Origin of the sequence: Vibrio jasicida 090810c (genome assembly GCF_002887615.1) — a bacterium.
Lineage (GTDB): Bacteria > Pseudomonadota > Gammaproteobacteria > Enterobacterales > Vibrionaceae > Vibrio > Vibrio jasicida.
In genome coordinates this window covers 3,335,550-3,352,621 of the sequence record NZ_CP025792.1, presented here as the reverse complement: position 1 = coordinate 3,352,621, position 17,072 = coordinate 3,335,550, and the positions used below count along the sequence as shown (strand labels likewise).

Genomic DNA, 17,072 nt, shown 5'->3' with positions numbered 1-17,072 from the left:
CTATCAATAATCCCGACGCACACAGAGGTAACCTTCGATATTGGAATCGAATGTAGAAACAGGGGCATTATTAATGTTAAAGGGCTCAAGACTTAGAGAGGCTCTTTGCGTGAGAGCACCCTCTAGTTTCTATGAACAAGGAGGCATGTCATCCTTTCGTCTCGCTTGCAAATGTCTTAAGAGCCATGCCAGCTTGGTTGTGTATATCACGCCAGATCCGAATTAAATTACTTTGACAGGCTTCCTGCCCCTCCACTTGGTTATCTCTATACTTAGCGATATTTAACGATGCCACGTTCTGAAGGTGGAGTGCTTCATCAATGTTGGAGATAGGTATCTGAACGGTTAGATAACTCATGCGCTGCCTCCCATCACTTCTAAGCAATATTGTTCAAACTGGAACAGCGCTTCATCATCGAAATGTCCAAGGTCTCTAAGTGCTAGCATTTCCACAAACAAGCTACGATTATTGAAATCCAAATAAGACCAATGATGAAGTTGCGGTGCGCACTTAACATTTCCTGAGCGATACCAACTGACAAATGAATGGGAGAAGAATACACGAGCGCGCTCTCCTTCCATCGCGTCACGTATTTCTGCCAAAATGTCTGATTGAGGACGATGTACCTCGGGAGGAGACAGTTTCTTTGCAATAGCCTCAAGGTATTGCAGTATTGTTTGCTGCTCTTCCATACCGCTTTGCCTAAAGCGTTTTTGTATCTGCTCTATTGACTGATTCAATAAAAATAGTTCTAAACTTTCCATACTAACCTCCAAGTCATGGCCACTAAGTGCGTATGTGAAAAACGTTCATTCGAATAACTCAACCTAAAGCAGTAATAGCCTCACGAGCCGCCATTTCATGCATGGCGACCATGTTAATCAGAGGCTTATCACGAGGTTTGTCTTTAGGTTTGATGATGACGCGACCTTCGGTCACGAACTGGCGGATAGTACCCATAGGCAGGCCAGTGATGCGAGAGTATTCTTCGTAAGTCACATAAGGGCTTAGGGGTGGTATCTTGTACGTTAACATAGTGATATCCTTATATTTATGTCTATCTTCATCGGTTTTCTTTAGCTTTGGTCGGCATGATAACCGAAAACAAGTTTAGTATTGATCCGATTTCTCGTACGGTCAACATGTTTTCGTACAAGATTGAAATCAATCACATAATGGTGAACGATTATGAGTGCAGAATTGGCTATTTTTGATTACATCAAAGGCGAGGCATTCACTGACAAACTGAAAGAAATCAATGGTGTAAACTCTCTTGGAGAGTTAGCTCAGATATATGGTGTACCTAAAACCACTTTTAGTACTTGGAACTCACACAACAGAAACTCACACGAACTAGTTGTTAGAACTCATTTACGTACAGGCATACCAGTTAGAGAGCTGATTCTTCCCAACGACTCCCCTGAGACCGAACTACATCATTCTTTTTGGGGTAATAAAAAAGAGCCTAAAACAGGGGGGACTTCATCTAGTCCAGCGTTGCAGAACTCTCAATTAGCTATCGTCGCAATTAAGAGCTTCTGCCTCACGAACGGCCAGCTTGTGCCAACCGGAGAGATTCCATACGCACAACGCATGTTTAACTCGTGGGATTTGGAAGCCAGGAACACCATCGAAATCGAAACAAACGGAGGTCGCTTTCTAGTAGATAAAAAACAGAACGACGCAGTGAGTGGCGAGTATTTGATTGATATGAATGGACGACTGTCCATCAATCACATTCAACGGCTACCAAATAAACTTGCAATCATATTTGGTAACTCTACGGTTGAAGTATCTGAAGAGGATATAAAAGTAATTGGTCGCATAGCGGTAGCGTTGGAGAAGAGATGATACTGTCCTAATCGAAGTTTTAAAGGATTATTGCCTCGTGCCATAGCTTATCTGGGAAAGCTACAATGGTTCATGTGACGCAGAGGCTTGGTATAAAAAACCAAGAATGTCTTTTCAAATACGAATATGTGCGACTAACTGATACTCATCGCTCTCGATAATGTGCTTTTGGTACTTATGAACATCAATAGCCACGATTTTATGAATGTGGATCGCTTCTTTTAGGAGGGCATTAGGTAAGCCCAAGGTTTGTCGAGCTATTAGCAACCTAATCAATGATAGTGCGTTTAGTCATACCTGAGAATTGAGAGTATTGGTTGCACATGATAAGAGACGCATTTAGTGCTACTTGATGTGAAAGCATAGTGATATGCTATTACGTAACTGATGGTTTTTATTCAGGTGAAAGCATAACAGCTCGCTATACGATTTCATTTGAAGTTATCGATCGCATACATTATGCACACCAATTCCAAGCCCGTTCGCCTAAGTATATTAGGGGAAAGGTTGATACCGGCTACAAAAACCAGCTCAAGCCAGGAATTCATTGGCGTATTTGGTTTATCTAAGTCCACCATCGACACATGGTGTCACAGAAATTTAATACAATATGAAATTGTGGCTCGATTGTATTTGGAAATAGGAATCTTAATAAGACGGTTCACACTCAGTGAAGGCGAGCCTTATGAGGCTTCATTGGACCACACACTTATTTCAGAGGGAAAAGATTTTGATGCCAACTGTTTTCGTATAGAAGATGGACAGCTGGCAAATAAAGAGTCGCGTCAGGCAGTGAGCGACACATATCGAGTGGATATGGACGACCAGCTCTCGCTAGCCGATATTCAGCGCGTATTAGGCAAGAAAATGACATTCAGCTTTCGATGAAAGTAAAGTGAGAATCATGGGTAGAGTCTCTCTACGTATGGAAAAATCTAGTTAATAAAAGTTAAGTGGAAACAATGACTGAACTAACAAAAACACAACAAGAAATTGTTGACCAAATAGAAAAAGCAACGCATCAGTTAAAAACAGACAACTATGCCATGTCTATTGGTGAAATCATTAATCTATATCGTGATGGAGATATGATTCTTGACCCTGCTTTCCAAAGGCTTTTCAGATGGGAGGATGGTCAAAAAACTAAATTAATCGAATCTATTTTGATAGGAATACCAGTCCCTGAAATATTTGTTGCTCAAAAATCAGATCATACATGGCATGTTGTCGATGGAGTCCAAAGGCTGTCAACAATTCTCCAAATGGCTGGTGTTTTACATGGGTACGCTCCACTAACCTTCGAAAGTTGCAAATATATTCCAGCACTAGAGGGGCAAACTTGGAAAACATTGCCAACAGAGCTTCAACGATCAATAAAACGATCAAAGCTCAAGATAACAATACTTAGAACCACGGACAGCGATGAAGCTCAATATGAGTTATTCCAACGCCTAAATACGGGAGGTACAAGCCTTTCAGTTCAAGAAGTAAGAAACTGCGTAATCTTAATGTTCGATGAAAAGTTATACGAGCTAATTAACGAATTGAAAACATATCCAAACTTCCTGAACTGCTTAACCTTAAAAGATGAAGACTATGAGCAAGAAGAGCACATGGAACTAATTCTTCGAATGTTCATCGGTTATAATAATCAAGTTAATTATGAGGAGCATGGTCAGATTAATAAAATAGTAATCTCAGAGTTTATCGACCGAGAGACTATCAGACTCGTCAACACAGCTGACTACAAAAAGTTTGCTGAAGCATTTAAGCATACATTTGATATGCTTAATTTAACACTTGGTGAAAACTCCTTTAAAAAATACGACGCTGAACAGAATAAATTTAGAGGTGGCTTCAACGTATCAATTTTTGAGATCCTAACAATTGGTATATCGACCAACATAGAGAAAGTATCACAAATAGGTACAAAGCAGTTAGAAGAAAAAATAAAAGACATCCAATCTGAAGATGAAATCGTTAAAAGTTTGGGACGTGGTGTACGTGCAATTAAACGGTTCCGCGATACAACAAAATTCTCAAGAGAATACTTTGAATAATGGCGAAGAAGTTCAACTTACAAGACTTTGTTTCTACGATAGAAGGTGATTTGCTTTGGCGAAAAAAGGAGATCTCCGACTTGATCGTCCTTCGCAATGGTGAAAATGACTTTCTGGTATCTAAGTCAGTAATATTAATGCTCTATTCTCATTGGGAAGGGTACATAAAAAACGCGTCAAAAGCGTATATTTATTACATTTCGAGCTTAAAGCTACCATTAAATAAGTTAACAACTAACTTCGAAGCAATTGCTTTAAAAAATGAACTGAATTTAGCCAAGTCTTCCGCGGAAAAGATGAGGATTGATTGTGATATTACACTCGTCAATGACTTTTATGAACGCCTAAACGACACATTTACGGTACCCAGTGAGATACTACAAGAGCGAAATAAAAAGTTCATCAATACTCACGACAATTTGAATATTGAACACTTTAATCACATTATGAGAATTGTTGGGATTGGTAATCTTGATGCTATAAGCAACAGAGCTAACTACATAGATGAACAGCTTCTGCACCAGAGAAATACCATAAGTCATGGTACGAAAATCAACCCTAAAAACCCTGGGTTTAACCTTTCAATACCACAGGTAAAAACGTTAAGAGACTTTATAGTTCTACTTATGGAGTTTGTTCGAGACGAGTTAATTTACTATTCCGAGGAAGAACTATACTTATTCAACAATATGGCAAAAGCTGAAATAAGAAGAGACAAATCCACGACTAATCTTGAAAATAATTTAAAGACCTTATTTGAAGAGTAAAGCCTCCTTAGAGGCTTTATCTATAAAATTAATTTGTTAACAATATAATCTATATTTTTTTGATCAATATCATCACTAATATAGCTCTCAGACATTTGAAGTAGCCTTTCCTTTCTTGGGTAACGTAATGTTCTTAAATCCGTAGCATTAACCTGAGTATGTCCATTCATTTGTCTAAAGTATTGATCGACTAACGTACTGTTTAAAAATATCCACAGCCCCTTCGCTAAATCATCATCCAATGGCATGTTGTTGGAATGAAAATAGTTTGTTTTATTCTCAAAGCCGACAACTGAAGTATCTGCAATATCGGCTGTATATAGAGAGGCTGCGATCCTTCGCTTTTCCTCTTTTGCAGTCAGTCTTCTGGTAAGCACGTACGTGCCATTAGGAACCATTAGCTTTTCAGTGCTTTTGTTGTTGAGCAAAGAGTTAGGCTTTTTTGAAGCTTTAATAGGCCATTCAACACGACCATTTTGTAGATGTTGTGGAAAAATTAAAGGAACAGAGCGTTCGCATGTGTCTTGAACCAAGTTTTCGCGAGTTCGAAAATCAACCACGCGACCTGTGCTAGCCTGAATCCCTAAATCTTCAAGGGAACACGGTAAACCACCTGCAGCATGTGCTATTTTTTGCTCTTCCTCATTCGTAATTATATGAATAAACCGATCTGGGTTATTTGGGCTAACTACATCAGAAAACGGAACCTCAAATATTTCAGGGTTCGGATCTTCGGCGCACGAACTAGAGTATACAGTAACATTTTCGACTTGCAGTTTGCCTTTAGTCAAATGAAAAACAACGTTCTCTTGAAGTACTTTATCCGCCTTAAATGCTGACTTTCGACTGTTAAATACATGAATCTTATTCAGAGAACATTCATCAAGTATTAACTTTCGAAAATCATTGAAATACGGACCGTTACAAAAGCTTCTTGGAGTAATGGCAACAAGTTCTCCCCCGTCTTCAAGTAGCTTAATAGCTAGCCCAACGAATGCAGAGTATAGGTTACCCGTTTCAAACTTAACCTTCTTGATCTCTGCACGCTCGGGGCCTTTAGCTGAAATTTTTAAATATGGCGGGTTAAGTATCGCTCTATTGAAAGAAGGAACAAAGTTATCCTTGGTAAGATCATATACAGCTTCCTGAATGAAATCGTGTCGAATAACACTAGAAGTCCAGTCGATATTAGACTCACTTAACAATTCCTCACACAACTGTAGAGTTTGGCTTAGATGCGATACCATAACGTCATCGATCTCGTAGGCTGTAGCAGAGATACTATTGGCTGAAGCTACTGCCCTAGATACAAAGGCCGCGGTGAGAGAGCCTACACCTGCACCCGCATCTAACAAACGAATATCCCCAGACATGTCTTCAAACATGCTGGCAAGCAACTTAGATACCGAAGAGGAAGACATGAACTGCCCTAGCTTTCCTCGAAGGTTTTCATCCAAAAGAGAATTCGCTCGTTCTCTAATCTCATTTACTTCCATGTTAATGTCGTTTGGCACAGCTAAAGATACTTCGCTCATATATTGTTCATTTGTACAGTAGTTCACTAGATTAGAGTATGTCAGAAGTCATCTGTTTGATAAAGCTATAACGAATGATACGATATAGTAAAGCGCACCTAAGCGTTACAAAACGTTGTTAAGGCTATAGAAGTAATGAAAAAAAGTGAAAAGCTCTCGTTTGTAAAAGATGTCTTGATAAGTTTAGGCTTACCTGAAGCACAGCAAAATGAACGCTCTTGTTTGACTCTACTCGCCCTCGCTGGATTAAAGGTAAATTCAAGCTACCAGGATACATCAGCCAAGCTAGTCACCACTCGAGATATAATGGATTTCATACGAGATGAGTATGAAGTCGAGTACGCAGCAAATACGCGTGAAACTATCAGAAGGCAGACGTTGCATCAGATGGAGCAAGCTGGATTACTCGAACGTAATCGAGATGACCCTGCTCGTGCGACTAATTCACCAAAGAATAATTACTCTCTAAATGCCCCTATCGTAAAGATCCTAGCGCAAGGACCAAAAGGCAGGTGGCAGCCTCTAATAGATAACTTCCACGCTGTTGTGCCAAAGCTAACTGAGCAATACGAAAAGAAAATCAATAAGCATAAGATTCCGATCGCTCTTCCTGATGGAAAAACAATTGAGCTGTCACCGGGTGCCCACAACCAACTTCATGCAGATATTATTCATGAGTTCTGCCCTATTTTTGTTGGTACTGCCTGCAAAGTATTGTATATCGGTGATACAGCGAGTAGCCGCGACAAAGAAGGCGGTAAGTTACTTCATCTAGATACACAATATTTGGAGTCTATCGGTGTTCCTCCGATGTCGCATGACAAACTTCCTGACGTAGTCGTATACGACGAACAGCGTCAATGGCTATTTCTTATTGAAGCAGTGACTAGCCATGGTCCAGTAAGTCCAAAACGTTGGAAAGAGCTCGAAGATATGCTTTCTCAATGTAAAGTTGGTCGTGTCTACGTAACAGCTTTCCCTGACCGGAAAGAATTTAGAAAAAACGCTGCCGATATTGCTTGGGAAACAGAAGTTTGGATTGCCGACAACCCTGAACACATGATCCATTTCAATGGCGATCGCTTCCTTGGACCACACGAAAACAAAACTCAGGTTAGTTAAAATGCGTAATCTGTCCTGAAATTTTAAGGCCCATTTCTGATTAAAATTGTTTAATTTTTTTGTAAAGCAAAAGATTATGAGCAGGATATTGATGGGTAAAAGTCTATCCGATAGTCTCGCAGTGTTGGATCGCCCTATTCAAGAGTAAGCAACGCAACCTGATGCCAATGAATAACACACTAAGCGCAACACATAGCGCAAATGCCGCGCGTTATAATCACTCTTGAGCAGACTTTATGTTCGGCATCGCTTTGACTCCTGTAGCTACTATACCTGCACAAGATTGACGATAAAAAGCTTTAGAGAAATACGACGATAGTATCATGGTCAACCAAATACCTTTCTCAATAAGATGATTAGGTTCACTGTTACGTAATCGAGGCATTTATCGACCTTGTTCCTTCCGTGCGAGATAGAACATTGTCCAACGCTTTAGCTTGAATTACACTGTCTTTATATACAGTCAAGTGGAGCTTAAATATGACTGTCCGCAACTTAAAAGACAGCAGTAAAAAGCCATGGCTATGCGAGTGCTACCCAAACGGTCGCACTGGTAAACGCGTCCGTAAACGCTTCGCCACCAAAGGCGAAGCAAATGCCTACGAATTCCATCTCATGAAAGAGTTGGATGACAAACCTTGGCTTGGAGCAAAGCCCGATCACCGTCGCCTGTCTGACTTGGTTGCGCTTTGGTTTAAGTTGCATGGAAAGAATCTAAAATCCGGTGACCATTCTCGCTTGCGTTTAGAAATCATGGTTGCCGATCTCGATAATCCAATCGCTGCTCATCTGAATTCACAACAACTGGCATTGTACAGAGCCAACCGCTCGAACAAAGGGAGAGGCAAACAACACAAGGAATTGTCGATCGCATCGAGTAATACGGATTTCGGCTTGTTGAAATCGGTGTTCAACAAGTTGATAAAGCTCGGTGAGTGGAAACTACCTAATCCGGTGAACGGTATTGATGCCATTAAAAAGCCACAAACTGAATTGGCGTTTTTATCCGATCAGGAAATTCATCATTTATTCGAAGTAGCAAGGCAAAGCCCTGTTGGTGACGAGATAATTAAGGTTTACAAGATTTGTTTATCAACAGGTGCGCGTGTCAGGGAAGCGATATTTCTAAAAGGCTCCAACTTAACGAAGTACCGAGTCACGTACAGTAACACCAAAGGCAAACGCAACCGAACGGTACCCATTTCGGAAGACTTATATAACCAGATTTATAAACCAACCAATGATCGCCTTTTTACTTGCAGTTACAGAGTTGTGTATAAATGGCTTAGAGTAGCATTGCCACACCTACCGGAAGGGCAGGCAACTCACGTATTGCGTCATACCTTCGCGAGTCACTTTATGTCGAACGGCGGCAATATCCTTGTACTAAAAGAAATTCTCGGTCACAAACTGATTGACCACACGATGATTTACGCCCATTTCTCACCAAGCCATTTGAGTGATGCGGTGCGCTTCAACCCTCTCGTAAACCTCAATATCTAGCCGCCACAAATGGCGACAAAATGGCGACAACCGTCATTAAACATCGGTATTTATCGGCATTCATCAGAACGGGTTGTTTTTCAACCACTTGAAATAGCAAGGGATTGCTCGGTTTTGCGAGGGTTATAGAAAGAATGGGACATAATAAAGCTTTATGTTCATTCCACTAACCTAAAAAAAGAAAAAGGAGCCAATGCGGCTCCTTTGTATTCTATCGCCAAATTTGAGTATTTACGAATTACTCAGCGTCACCTTCAACGCGTGCTGCCGCTTCTTTGATAAGAGGCTGAAGCTCACCTTTCTGGAACATTTCCAAAATGATGTCACAACCACCGATCAGTTCGCCTTCAATCCATAGTTGTGGGAATGTTGGCCATTGAGCGTATTTTGGTAGCTCAGCACGGATGTCTGGGTTTTGTAGAATGTCTACGTAAGCGAACTTCTCGCCACAAGCCATTAGCGCCTGTGCAGCTTGAGAAGAGAAACCACAGCTAGGCAGTTTCGGTGATCCTTTCATGTACAGCAAGATTGTGTTTTCAGAGATCTGCTGTTTGATTTTATCGATAGTTTCCATCGCTTCCTCATTCATGGATGTGAACTTTAATTATTGCCACATTTTACTCAATAACCACAGAATAAAAACCATATAATTAGTAAGTCTTTGTGGGTTTTATCTTAAAATATTTTCATATCGGGGTTTTAATAAAGTAAAAACTTGCTAAAATACTTTTCAAGTCAGTCGTAAAGACTACATATAAATAAAAACACTGGAAGCAATCGAAAGGTAACCCTTTCATATCTATGGAGAATTGAGCAATGGCATTTGAACTACCAGCTCTACCTTACGCGAAAGACGCACTAGAACCACACATCTCTGCTGAAACTCTAGATTTCCACCACGGTAAACACCACAACACTTACGTAGTTAAGCTAAACGGTCTTATCCCTGGTACTGAGTTCGAAGGCAAAACACTAGAAGAAATCATCAAGACTTCTACTGGTGGCGTATTCAACAACGCAGCACAGATCTGGAACCACACGTTCTACTGGCACTGTCTAGCTCCAAACGCGGGCGGCGAACCAACTGGTGCAGTTGCTGAAGCAATCAACGCAGCATTCGGTTCTTTCGAAGAATTCAAAGCGAAGTTCACTGATTCAGCAATCAACAACTTCGGTTCTTCATGGACTTGGCTAGTTAAGAAAGCTGACGGTTCTCTAGAGATCGTTAACACTTCTAACGCTGCAACGCCTCTAACAGAAGAAGGTACCACTCCAATTCTAACTGTTGACCTTTGGGAACACGCGTACTATATCGATTACCGCAACGTACGTCCTGATTACATGAACGGCTTCTGGGCTCTTGTAAACTGGGACTTCGTAGCTGAGAACCTAGCGAAGTAATTTACTTCCCCCTAAGTTCAATTTAGTCATATTTAAAAGCTCGCATTATTGCGGGCTTTTTTATTGCTTCTCCGACCTATTTTTTCAATTAATCCCCTCTTTTTCCTAAAGTTCTTCCCTTCGTTGCCGTTAAAAGTGCATTAAGCGAGGAACATCATGCAAATCCATACTTTAGACAAGGCTGTAATCATCAACGAACTTCAGTTCGGCAATGGTATTAACCATGCTGTACATGAAGGTCGCCGCGCTGATTTCTCGCTGATTCTGTCTATGTTCTCTAATGATGTTCGCGATGTAGTCCCGGTTGAAGAAGTACAAGAAGTCATTACAAGTGATGACCTCCTTCGTAAACAGTTTGGTTTATCACAACCACAAGCGCTTCGCTCAGACAGCAGCAGTTACGAGCTAGCTGCAGAGCAAGCAAAGCAGTTTCATGATGCGGGTTTACCGTCTGCTAAGCTAAGCCACTACCTTAAACCTGATGCACTAACCTATTTGCCTCAAGACACGTTCAACCTACCGGAAAACGTCTATCACAACCTTTCCGGTCATGAGCGCCGTAGTTTAGGCGAACGTAACAAAACACTGATTCCTGACGCTGGGCTTTACAATCAATTAGTGACGGCACAGCGTCAGTATCAAATCCAAGCGCAAGCTTAACGCTCCGTATTCACCCCAACTGATTGCATTCTGCACACGTCAGAAATGTGACGCCTTACAAATTCCCAAACAATAGTTGCGGTTCAAAAGCGTTACTTTGAAGCTTTTCACACTGAGCTCATAAAAATTAATCCATGCTGTTAGCACAAACCACTGATGTATTGTTTAACACAAGAAATGACAGTGTAGGTGCTATGGATATTAAAGAATCAATCATTCTCGTCACTTCCGCAGGAACTATCCTCGGCAGAACATGCTCTAGTCACTTTGCCCACTTAGGGGCAACGATTGTTCTTTGCGACCAGAATCCAACAGCCTTGAGAGCCAGTTATGAGCAAATTAGCGCCTTTTCAGATAAGGTGTACGCCATTAATGTGTGCAGTGATAACACCACGTCCATCAATTTATTGTTTGACCAAATAGAATCTCAGCTTGGTGCGACACCAGATGTCATCGTCAATTGTTGGACCAGTTCACCAATGCCAAGTTTGATGGCTCCAGAACCAATGAGTACTTATATCGATCATCTTTCATCTGCGGCTCGCTTTCTTTATACCTATGGTCAAGTGAGCGCAGAGCGCTTCCGCTCCAGAGAAAAGAAAGGCGTAATCGTCAATGTCATTTCTCATGATAATCATGAAGACCTCACGGGTGTGGAAAGCATGGCGGCATTAGTCTCTGGTTTTACCCACAGCTGGGCAAAAGAACTGACCCCTTTCAACATCCGGGTTGGTGGTGTCATCCCTTCAGTAAATCATACGAGTGAAGATGTAGATGAACGACATTGGGCGCAAATTCAAGACGAGCTAGTGAGGAATACGGCTTATATTGTTGCTAACGAGTACTTTAGCGGTCGAGTCGTAACGACCGAAGTCTGAGTAAATCTCCTAACCAAAACACCTCTTCAAGCAGAACTTCTCATAATTTGAAAAGCATAAAAAAAGCCCCAGTCTCTCGACTGGGGCTTTGCTTTTTCCCGATGGTAGATTTCGTGCTAGCGAAAACCTATCCCATAACTAACGTCTTGCTTATGCGTTAGCTTTTTCTTTCTTAGCTTTTGGTGCTGCTTCTTTCGCTACTTGGTCTGCTTTCTTTTTGATAACAGTTGTACCTTCGAAAGTTTCGCCTTCAACGAACGCTTTACCGTAGTAAGAAGCCATTAGTACTTCTTTTAGCTCTGTGATTAGAGGGTAACGTGGGTTCGCACCAGTACATTGGTCATCGAACGCTTCAACCGCTAGCTCGTCTAGTTTCGCAACGAAATCAGACTCTGCAACGCCTGCTGCTTGAATCGACAGCGGGATGTCTAGGTCACCTTTCAGCTCTTCTAGCCATGCTAGTAGACGTTCAATTTTCTGAGCAGTACGGTCACCAGCTTGGCTTAGGCCTAGGTGGTCAGCAACTTCAGCGTAACGACGACGTGCTTGTGGACGGTCGTACTGAGAGAATGCAGTCTGCTTAGTTGGGTTATCGTTCGCGTTGTAACGTACAACGTTCGAGATTAGTAACGCGTTAGCAAGGCCGTGTGGTAGGTGGAACTCAGCACCAATCTTGTGCGCCATTGAGTGACAAACACCTAGGAATGCGTTCGCAAACGCGATACCAGCGATAGTTGCCGCGTTGTGTACTTTCTCACGAGCGATTGGGTCGTTTGCACCGTTTGCATAGCTTGATGGTAGGTATTCTTTAAGCATCTTAAGTGCTTGCAGAGCTTGACCATCAGAGTATTCGTTAGCAAGAACAGATACGTAAGCTTCTAGAGCGTGAGTTACAGCATCGTAACCACCGAATGCTGTTAGAGACTTAGGCATGTTCATTACTAGGTTAGCATCAACGATAGCCATGTTTGGCGTGATTTCGTAGTCAGCTAGTGGGTACTTAGCACCAGTCTTGTCGTCTGTAACAACCGCGAATGGAGTAACTTCAGAACCCGTACCTGAAGTTGTAGTGATACACACAAGCTCAGCTTTTTGACCCATTTTAGGGAACTTGTAGATACGTTTACGGATGTCCATAAAGCGCATTGCTAGTTCTTCGAAGTGAGTTTCTGGGTGCTCGTACATTACCCACATGATCTTAGCTGCATCCATCGGTGAACCGCCACCTAGAGCTAAGATTACGTCAGGTTGGAAGCTCTTCATTGCTTCTGCGCCTTTCTCAACAACAGATAGTGTTGGATCCGCTTCTACGTCGAAGAATGTTTGAACTTCGATGCCTTGCTCTTTAAGCAGTTTAACTACTTCGTCAGCGTAACCGTTGTTGAATAGGAAACGGTCAGTTACTAGGAATGCGCGTTTCTTACCTTCTAGGTCGCTCATTGCGATTGGAAGGCTACCACGACGGAAGTAGATAGACTTAGGTAGTTTGTGCCACAACATGTTTTCAGCTCGCTTAGCTACAGTTTTCTTGTTGATAAGGTGCTTAGGACCAACGTTTTCAGAGATAGAGTTACCACCCCATGAACCACAACCTAGAGTTAGAGAAGGTGCTACGTTGAAGTTGTAAAGGTCACCGATACCACCGTGAGTAGTTGGGATGTTTACAAGGATACGTGCAGTCTTCATCTTGTCACCGAAGTAACGGATGCGGTCTGCGTTAACGTCTTGGTTAGTGTAAAGGCCAGATGTGTGACCGATACCACCGATTTCAACCATTGTTACTGCTTGAGCAACTGCGTCTTCGAAGTCGTCAGCGCGGAATAGACCAAGAGTTGGAGATAGTTTCTCGTGAGCGAATTCATCATCGTAAGAAACTTTACCTAGGCCTTCACCTACAAGTACTTTTGTATCAGCAGGAACTTTAACACCAGCCATTTCAGCGATTGCTGGAGCAGGTTGACCTACGATTTTCGCGTTTAGTGCGCCGTCGATAAGAAGTACTTTACGTACTTTATCAGCGTCAGATTTAGATAGAACGTGAGCTTTGTGAGAAGCGAAACGCTCTTTCACTTCGTCGTATACTTCACCAACTACGATTGCAGCTTGCTCAGAAGCACATACTACGCCGTTATCGAAAGTCTTAGACATAAGGATAGAAGCAACAGCACGTTTGATGTCAGCTGTTTCATCGATAACTACAGGAACGTTACCTGCACCTACACCGATTGCTGGCTTACCAGAAGAGTATGCTGCTTTAACCATGCCTGGACCACCTGTTGCAAGGATAAGAGCGATGCCATCGTGCTTCATAAGAGCGTTAGAAAGCTCTACAGATGGTTGGTCGATCCAACCGATGATGTCTTTTGGAGCACCCGCTGCTACTGCTGCATCTAGAACTAGTTTCGCAGCATCGTTAGTTGAGTTCTTCGCACGTGGGTGTGGCGAGAAGATGATGCCGTTACGAGTTTTTAGAGAGATTAGAGATTTGAAGATTGCTGTAGAAGTTGGGTTCGTTGTTGGAACGATACCACAGATGATACCTACAGGCTCTGCGATAGTCATCGTGCCTAGGTTGTCATCTTCTTCCAAGATGCCACATGTTTTTTCATCTTTGTATTTGTTGTAGATAAACTCTGAAGCGAAGTGGTTTTTGATTACCTTATCTTCAACAATACCCATTCCAGATTCAGCAACTGCTTGTTGTGCTAGTGGGATACGAGCATGGTTAGCTGCAAGAGAAGCTGCGCGGAAGATTGCGTCTACTTTCTCTTGTGAGAACGTTGCGAATTCTTCTTGTGCTGCTTTAACGCGTGCTACTAGAGCATCTAGTTCAGCTAAGTTAGTTACAGGCATGGTGGATCTCCTAAAATAATAAATATTAAAAACTTTTTAGTAAGGCTATTGTCTTTCGTTTTGACTGTTTATCAGCGTTTTAACTAACAACCATCTTAGTAAATTGCTTTCAGGGCTGAGTATAATATTTCAGAGTGTGAAAAAAATTGACTTGGATCAGTTCTCACAACTGAAATACCCCCAAAGTAGTGGTTTACCACAACAAAACCAGCTAAATAATTGATAAACAAACAAATTAAGCTTAATTTTTAATTGCACAAAAAAGAAGCAAACGAACTTAAAAATAAAAGAAACAACAACAATCTGTAAAAAAGTTTCATTTTTAGCCAACAAAATTACATGTGGACCCTAATTTTTGTGCTACTGAGAGTATATCGAATGCGTCATATCTCTCTACAAACCACCCTTATTTTTGTGAAAAATGTGCGAATGTTAACGTTTGTGTAAATCAGTTCAGGTTCTCACCAGTCTTCTACGTAACAATTCGTTTCCAGAATGCATACATTTCTTTCAATAATTAGTTTTTCTCACAAATACTAGCCCAAATACGTTAGTTTTTTTCATTTCTTCCCAACGCACTTTTGCCTTACATTACGCCTAAAATTACCCCCTCTCTTTTTCACTATTGTGAACGTTTACGAGTAAGCAACATGCAGACTTTAGAGTTAGCTATTTTCCTACAGTTTTTCCTCGGTTTGGTCGCCGCAGTTAACCCGGTAGGCATCATGCCTGTTTTTGTGTCTTTGACTGGGCATATGACGCCAGAAGAGAAAAGCAAAACCGCCACGACAGCCAATATTGCTGTCGCGAGTATTCTGATTATTTCTTTGTTTGCTGGTCAGTTGCTGCTGGACATGTTCAGTATTTCGCTCGATTCGTTTCGCGTAGCTGGCGGTTTACTGCTTCTAAGCATCGCATTCTCGATGATGAGTGGTAAGTTGGGTGAAGATAAGCAAAACAAGCAAGAGAAGACGGAATACGTAAGCCGTGAGCAAATTGGTGTCGTACCACTTGCCATGCCGTTAATGGCAGGTCCAGGTGCAATTAGCTCAACCATCGTTTACGGCGCACGCTACCCTAGCGCGCTGGATACAGTTGGTATCAGCTTAACGATCGTTTTGTTTTGTTTCTGCTCTTGGTTACTGTTCCGCTCCGCGCCTTTAATTGTGCGTTTCCTTGGACAAACTGGCATCAACGTGATCACTCGTATTATGGGCCTAATCCTCGGCGCGCTTGGTATTGAGTTTATCGCGAACGGTTTAAGAAACCTGTTTCCTGGTTTAGCCTAAGTTTCTTAACTTCTGGTATGATGTTGCAATCCGTTTCATTTTAACGTCGATAGTGCAACATCATGCCTCGCAAGTCTCTAAAGCATCATTTATATGTGATTATTTTCGGTACTCATACTCGTGCCGGACGCATCTTTGATATCGCGCTGATCGTCGCGATCATCGCATCTCTCGTGGTTCTTATTCTGGAATCTCTGCCGACTGTAATGACAGAATGGTCGCAAGAGTTGCGCTACGTGGAATATACTTTCACCGCTTTATTCACCATTGAGTATCTGCTGCGACTGTATTGTTCGCCCAAACCTAAGTCCTACGCCACCAGCTTTTATGGTGTCGTCGATCTCTTAGCGATACTGCCAACCTACTTAGCTATCATCTTCCCTGGCGCTTCCTTTATGGGGGTCGTTAGACTGCTGCGTGTTATGCGCATCTTCCGTATTTTAAAGTTAGTTCGCTATTTGCAAGACTCGAATATTTTATTGCGCTCCCTTTTAATGGCGCGACGCAAGATTATTATCTTCTTTAGTACGGTGGGAATTCTCGTCACCATCTTTGGTGCGTTGATCTTTGTGATTGAAGGGCCACACAACGGTTTCACGAGTATCCCAAAAAGCATCTACTGGGCGATTGTGACGATTACTACGGTAGGCTATGGCGACATGGTGCCGCAAACGCATCTCGGTAAAGCAATCGCGTCATTAACTATGTTGCTTGGTTATTCGATATTGGCAGTTCCTACCGGGATTATTACCGCAGAACTGAGCAATGAGATGAATGCTCACAAAGAGCTTGTGAAATGCCCCAACTGTAATCGCTCCGGTCATGATTCTGATGCGATGCACTGCAAGCATTGTGGTAGTGAGCTGGCAGATCCTGATAATCGCGTCGTCAGAGCGGATGAGGAAGATTAGAATCGGGAATCGGGAATCGGGAATCGGGAATCGGGAATCGGGAATCGGGAATCGGGAATCGGGAATCGGCGATATTTTGTCTTTCCGGGGATAGATTCTATCAACGCCTTTTAGAGCGTAGTTTCTTTCACTAGCCTTCCAGCGGAGCGCTTCCAAGTATTGGAGCGTTGCACACCGAACCAAGAGATTCCCGACTGCACTCCTTCGTCGCTTTCGGTAGTGACGTTGTTTTAGTTTAGAG

16 protein-coding genes are annotated in these 17,072 nt (G+C 42.1%); 11 read left to right on the top strand and 5 right to left on the bottom strand.

The window, feature by feature from the left end; genetic code table 11:
• Positions 1–354 precede the first annotated feature (354 nt).
• Together C1S73_RS15990 and C1S73_RS15985 are read right to left on the bottom strand one after the other, a co-directional pair.
• A complete protein-coding gene (locus C1S73_RS15990) occupies positions 355–765 on the bottom strand; it encodes a hypothetical protein (RefSeq protein WP_038869234.1) in 411 nt (136 codons plus the stop codon).
• A 58-nt stretch (positions 766–823) separates the two neighbouring features.
• Positions 824–1,036: a hypothetical protein gene (locus C1S73_RS15985; RefSeq protein WP_005430833.1), complete on the bottom strand. Its 213-nt coding sequence runs from the start codon at positions 1,034–1,036 to the stop codon at positions 824–826.
• Between the two features lie 153 nt (positions 1,037–1,189).
• On the opposite strand from C1S73_RS15985, the gene C1S73_RS15980 reads away from it, so the two are divergent.
• From C1S73_RS15980 to C1S73_RS15965, 4 genes are all read left to right on the top strand, one after another.
• Positions 1,190–1,852, top strand: coding sequence for a helix-turn-helix domain-containing protein (locus C1S73_RS15980; protein WP_038869233.1), 663 nt, complete (start codon positions 1,190–1,192; stop codon positions 1,850–1,852).
• Between the two features lie 459 nt (positions 1,853–2,311).
• Positions 2,312–2,740: a helix-turn-helix domain-containing protein gene (locus C1S73_RS15975; protein WP_038869232.1), complete on the top strand. Its 429-nt coding sequence runs from the start codon at positions 2,312–2,314 to the stop codon at positions 2,738–2,740.
• A 74-nt stretch (positions 2,741–2,814) separates the two neighbouring features.
• Positions 2,815–3,912 (top strand): DUF262 domain-containing protein, encoded by a 1,098-nt coding sequence (locus C1S73_RS15970; protein ID WP_038869231.1) that lies wholly within the window; start codon positions 2,815–2,817, stop codon positions 3,910–3,912.
• The gene (locus C1S73_RS15965; RefSeq protein WP_050566695.1) at positions 3,912–4,679 is read left to right on the top strand and encodes an MAE_28990/MAE_18760 family HEPN-like nuclease; all 768 of its coding nucleotides are present in this window, start codon (positions 3,912–3,914) and stop codon (positions 4,677–4,679) included. The genes C1S73_RS15970 and C1S73_RS15965 overlap by 1 nt, the downstream gene beginning before the upstream one ends.
• 20 nt (positions 4,680–4,699) lie before the next feature.
• On the opposite strand, the gene C1S73_RS15960 is transcribed toward C1S73_RS15965, so the two are convergent.
• Positions 4,700–6,214, bottom strand: coding sequence for an Eco57I restriction-modification methylase domain-containing protein (locus C1S73_RS15960; protein ID WP_038869230.1), 1,515 nt, complete (start codon positions 6,212–6,214; stop codon positions 4,700–4,702).
• 135 nt (positions 6,215–6,349) lie between these two features.
• Between C1S73_RS15960 and C1S73_RS15955 the strand changes: the two genes are divergently transcribed.
• The gene (locus C1S73_RS15955; protein WP_038869228.1) at positions 6,350–7,336 is read left to right on the top strand and encodes a BsuBI/PstI family type II restriction endonuclease; all 987 of its coding nucleotides are present in this window, start codon (positions 6,350–6,352) and stop codon (positions 7,334–7,336) included.
• A gap of 480 nt (positions 7,337–7,816) precedes the next feature.
• Entirely contained in the window at positions 7,817–8,839 is a 1,023-nt protein-coding gene (locus tag C1S73_RS15950; RefSeq protein WP_038869226.1) for a phage integrase, read from the top strand.
• 238 nt (positions 8,840–9,077) lie between these two features.
• Here C1S73_RS15950 and C1S73_RS15945 read toward each other — a convergent pair whose 3' ends face one another.
• On the bottom strand, positions 9,078–9,413 hold the full coding sequence (locus C1S73_RS15945; RefSeq protein ID WP_038869223.1) for a Grx4 family monothiol glutaredoxin: 336 nt from the start codon (positions 9,411–9,413) through the stop codon (positions 9,078–9,080).
• 242 nt (positions 9,414–9,655) lie between these two features.
• Between C1S73_RS15945 and sodB the strand changes: the two genes are divergently transcribed.
• The 3 genes from sodB (at position 9,656) to C1S73_RS15930 (ending at position 11,778) form a co-directional block, all read left to right on the top strand.
• Entirely contained in the window at positions 9,656–10,240 is a 585-nt protein-coding gene (gene sodB / locus C1S73_RS15940; RefSeq protein WP_038869221.1) for a superoxide dismutase [Fe], read from the top strand.
• A gap of 156 nt (positions 10,241–10,396) precedes the next feature.
• Positions 10,397–10,900 carry a VC2046/SO_2500 family protein gene (locus tag C1S73_RS15935; RefSeq protein WP_038869219.1) on the top strand — a complete coding sequence of 168 codons (504 nt, stop codon included), beginning with the start codon at positions 10,397–10,399 and terminating at the stop codon, positions 10,898–10,900.
• Between the two features lie 134 nt (positions 10,901–11,034).
• Positions 11,035–11,778 carry an SDR family oxidoreductase gene (locus C1S73_RS15930; RefSeq protein ID WP_042601271.1) on the top strand — a complete coding sequence of 248 codons (744 nt, stop codon included), beginning with the start codon at positions 11,035–11,037 and terminating at the stop codon, positions 11,776–11,778.
• A 150-nt stretch (positions 11,779–11,928) separates the two neighbouring features.
• Here the strand turns inward: C1S73_RS15930 and adhE are convergent, their stop codons facing one another.
• Positions 11,929–14,631, bottom strand: a complete 2,703-nt coding sequence (gene adhE / locus C1S73_RS15925) for a bifunctional acetaldehyde-CoA/alcohol dehydrogenase (protein ID WP_038869217.1) — start codon at positions 14,629–14,631, stop codon at positions 11,929–11,931.
• 650 nt (positions 14,632–15,281) lie between these two features.
• On the opposite strand from adhE, the gene C1S73_RS15920 reads away from it, so the two are divergent.
• The gene (locus C1S73_RS15920; protein ID WP_038869216.1) at positions 15,282–15,920 is read left to right on the top strand and encodes a YchE family NAAT transporter; all 639 of its coding nucleotides are present in this window, start codon (positions 15,282–15,284) and stop codon (positions 15,918–15,920) included.
• 62 nt (positions 15,921–15,982) lie between these two features.
• Positions 15,983–16,831 (top strand): ion transporter, encoded by an 849-nt coding sequence (locus tag C1S73_RS15915; RefSeq protein WP_038869214.1) that lies wholly within the window; start codon positions 15,983–15,985, stop codon positions 16,829–16,831.
• Positions 16,832–17,072 lie beyond the last annotated feature (241 nt).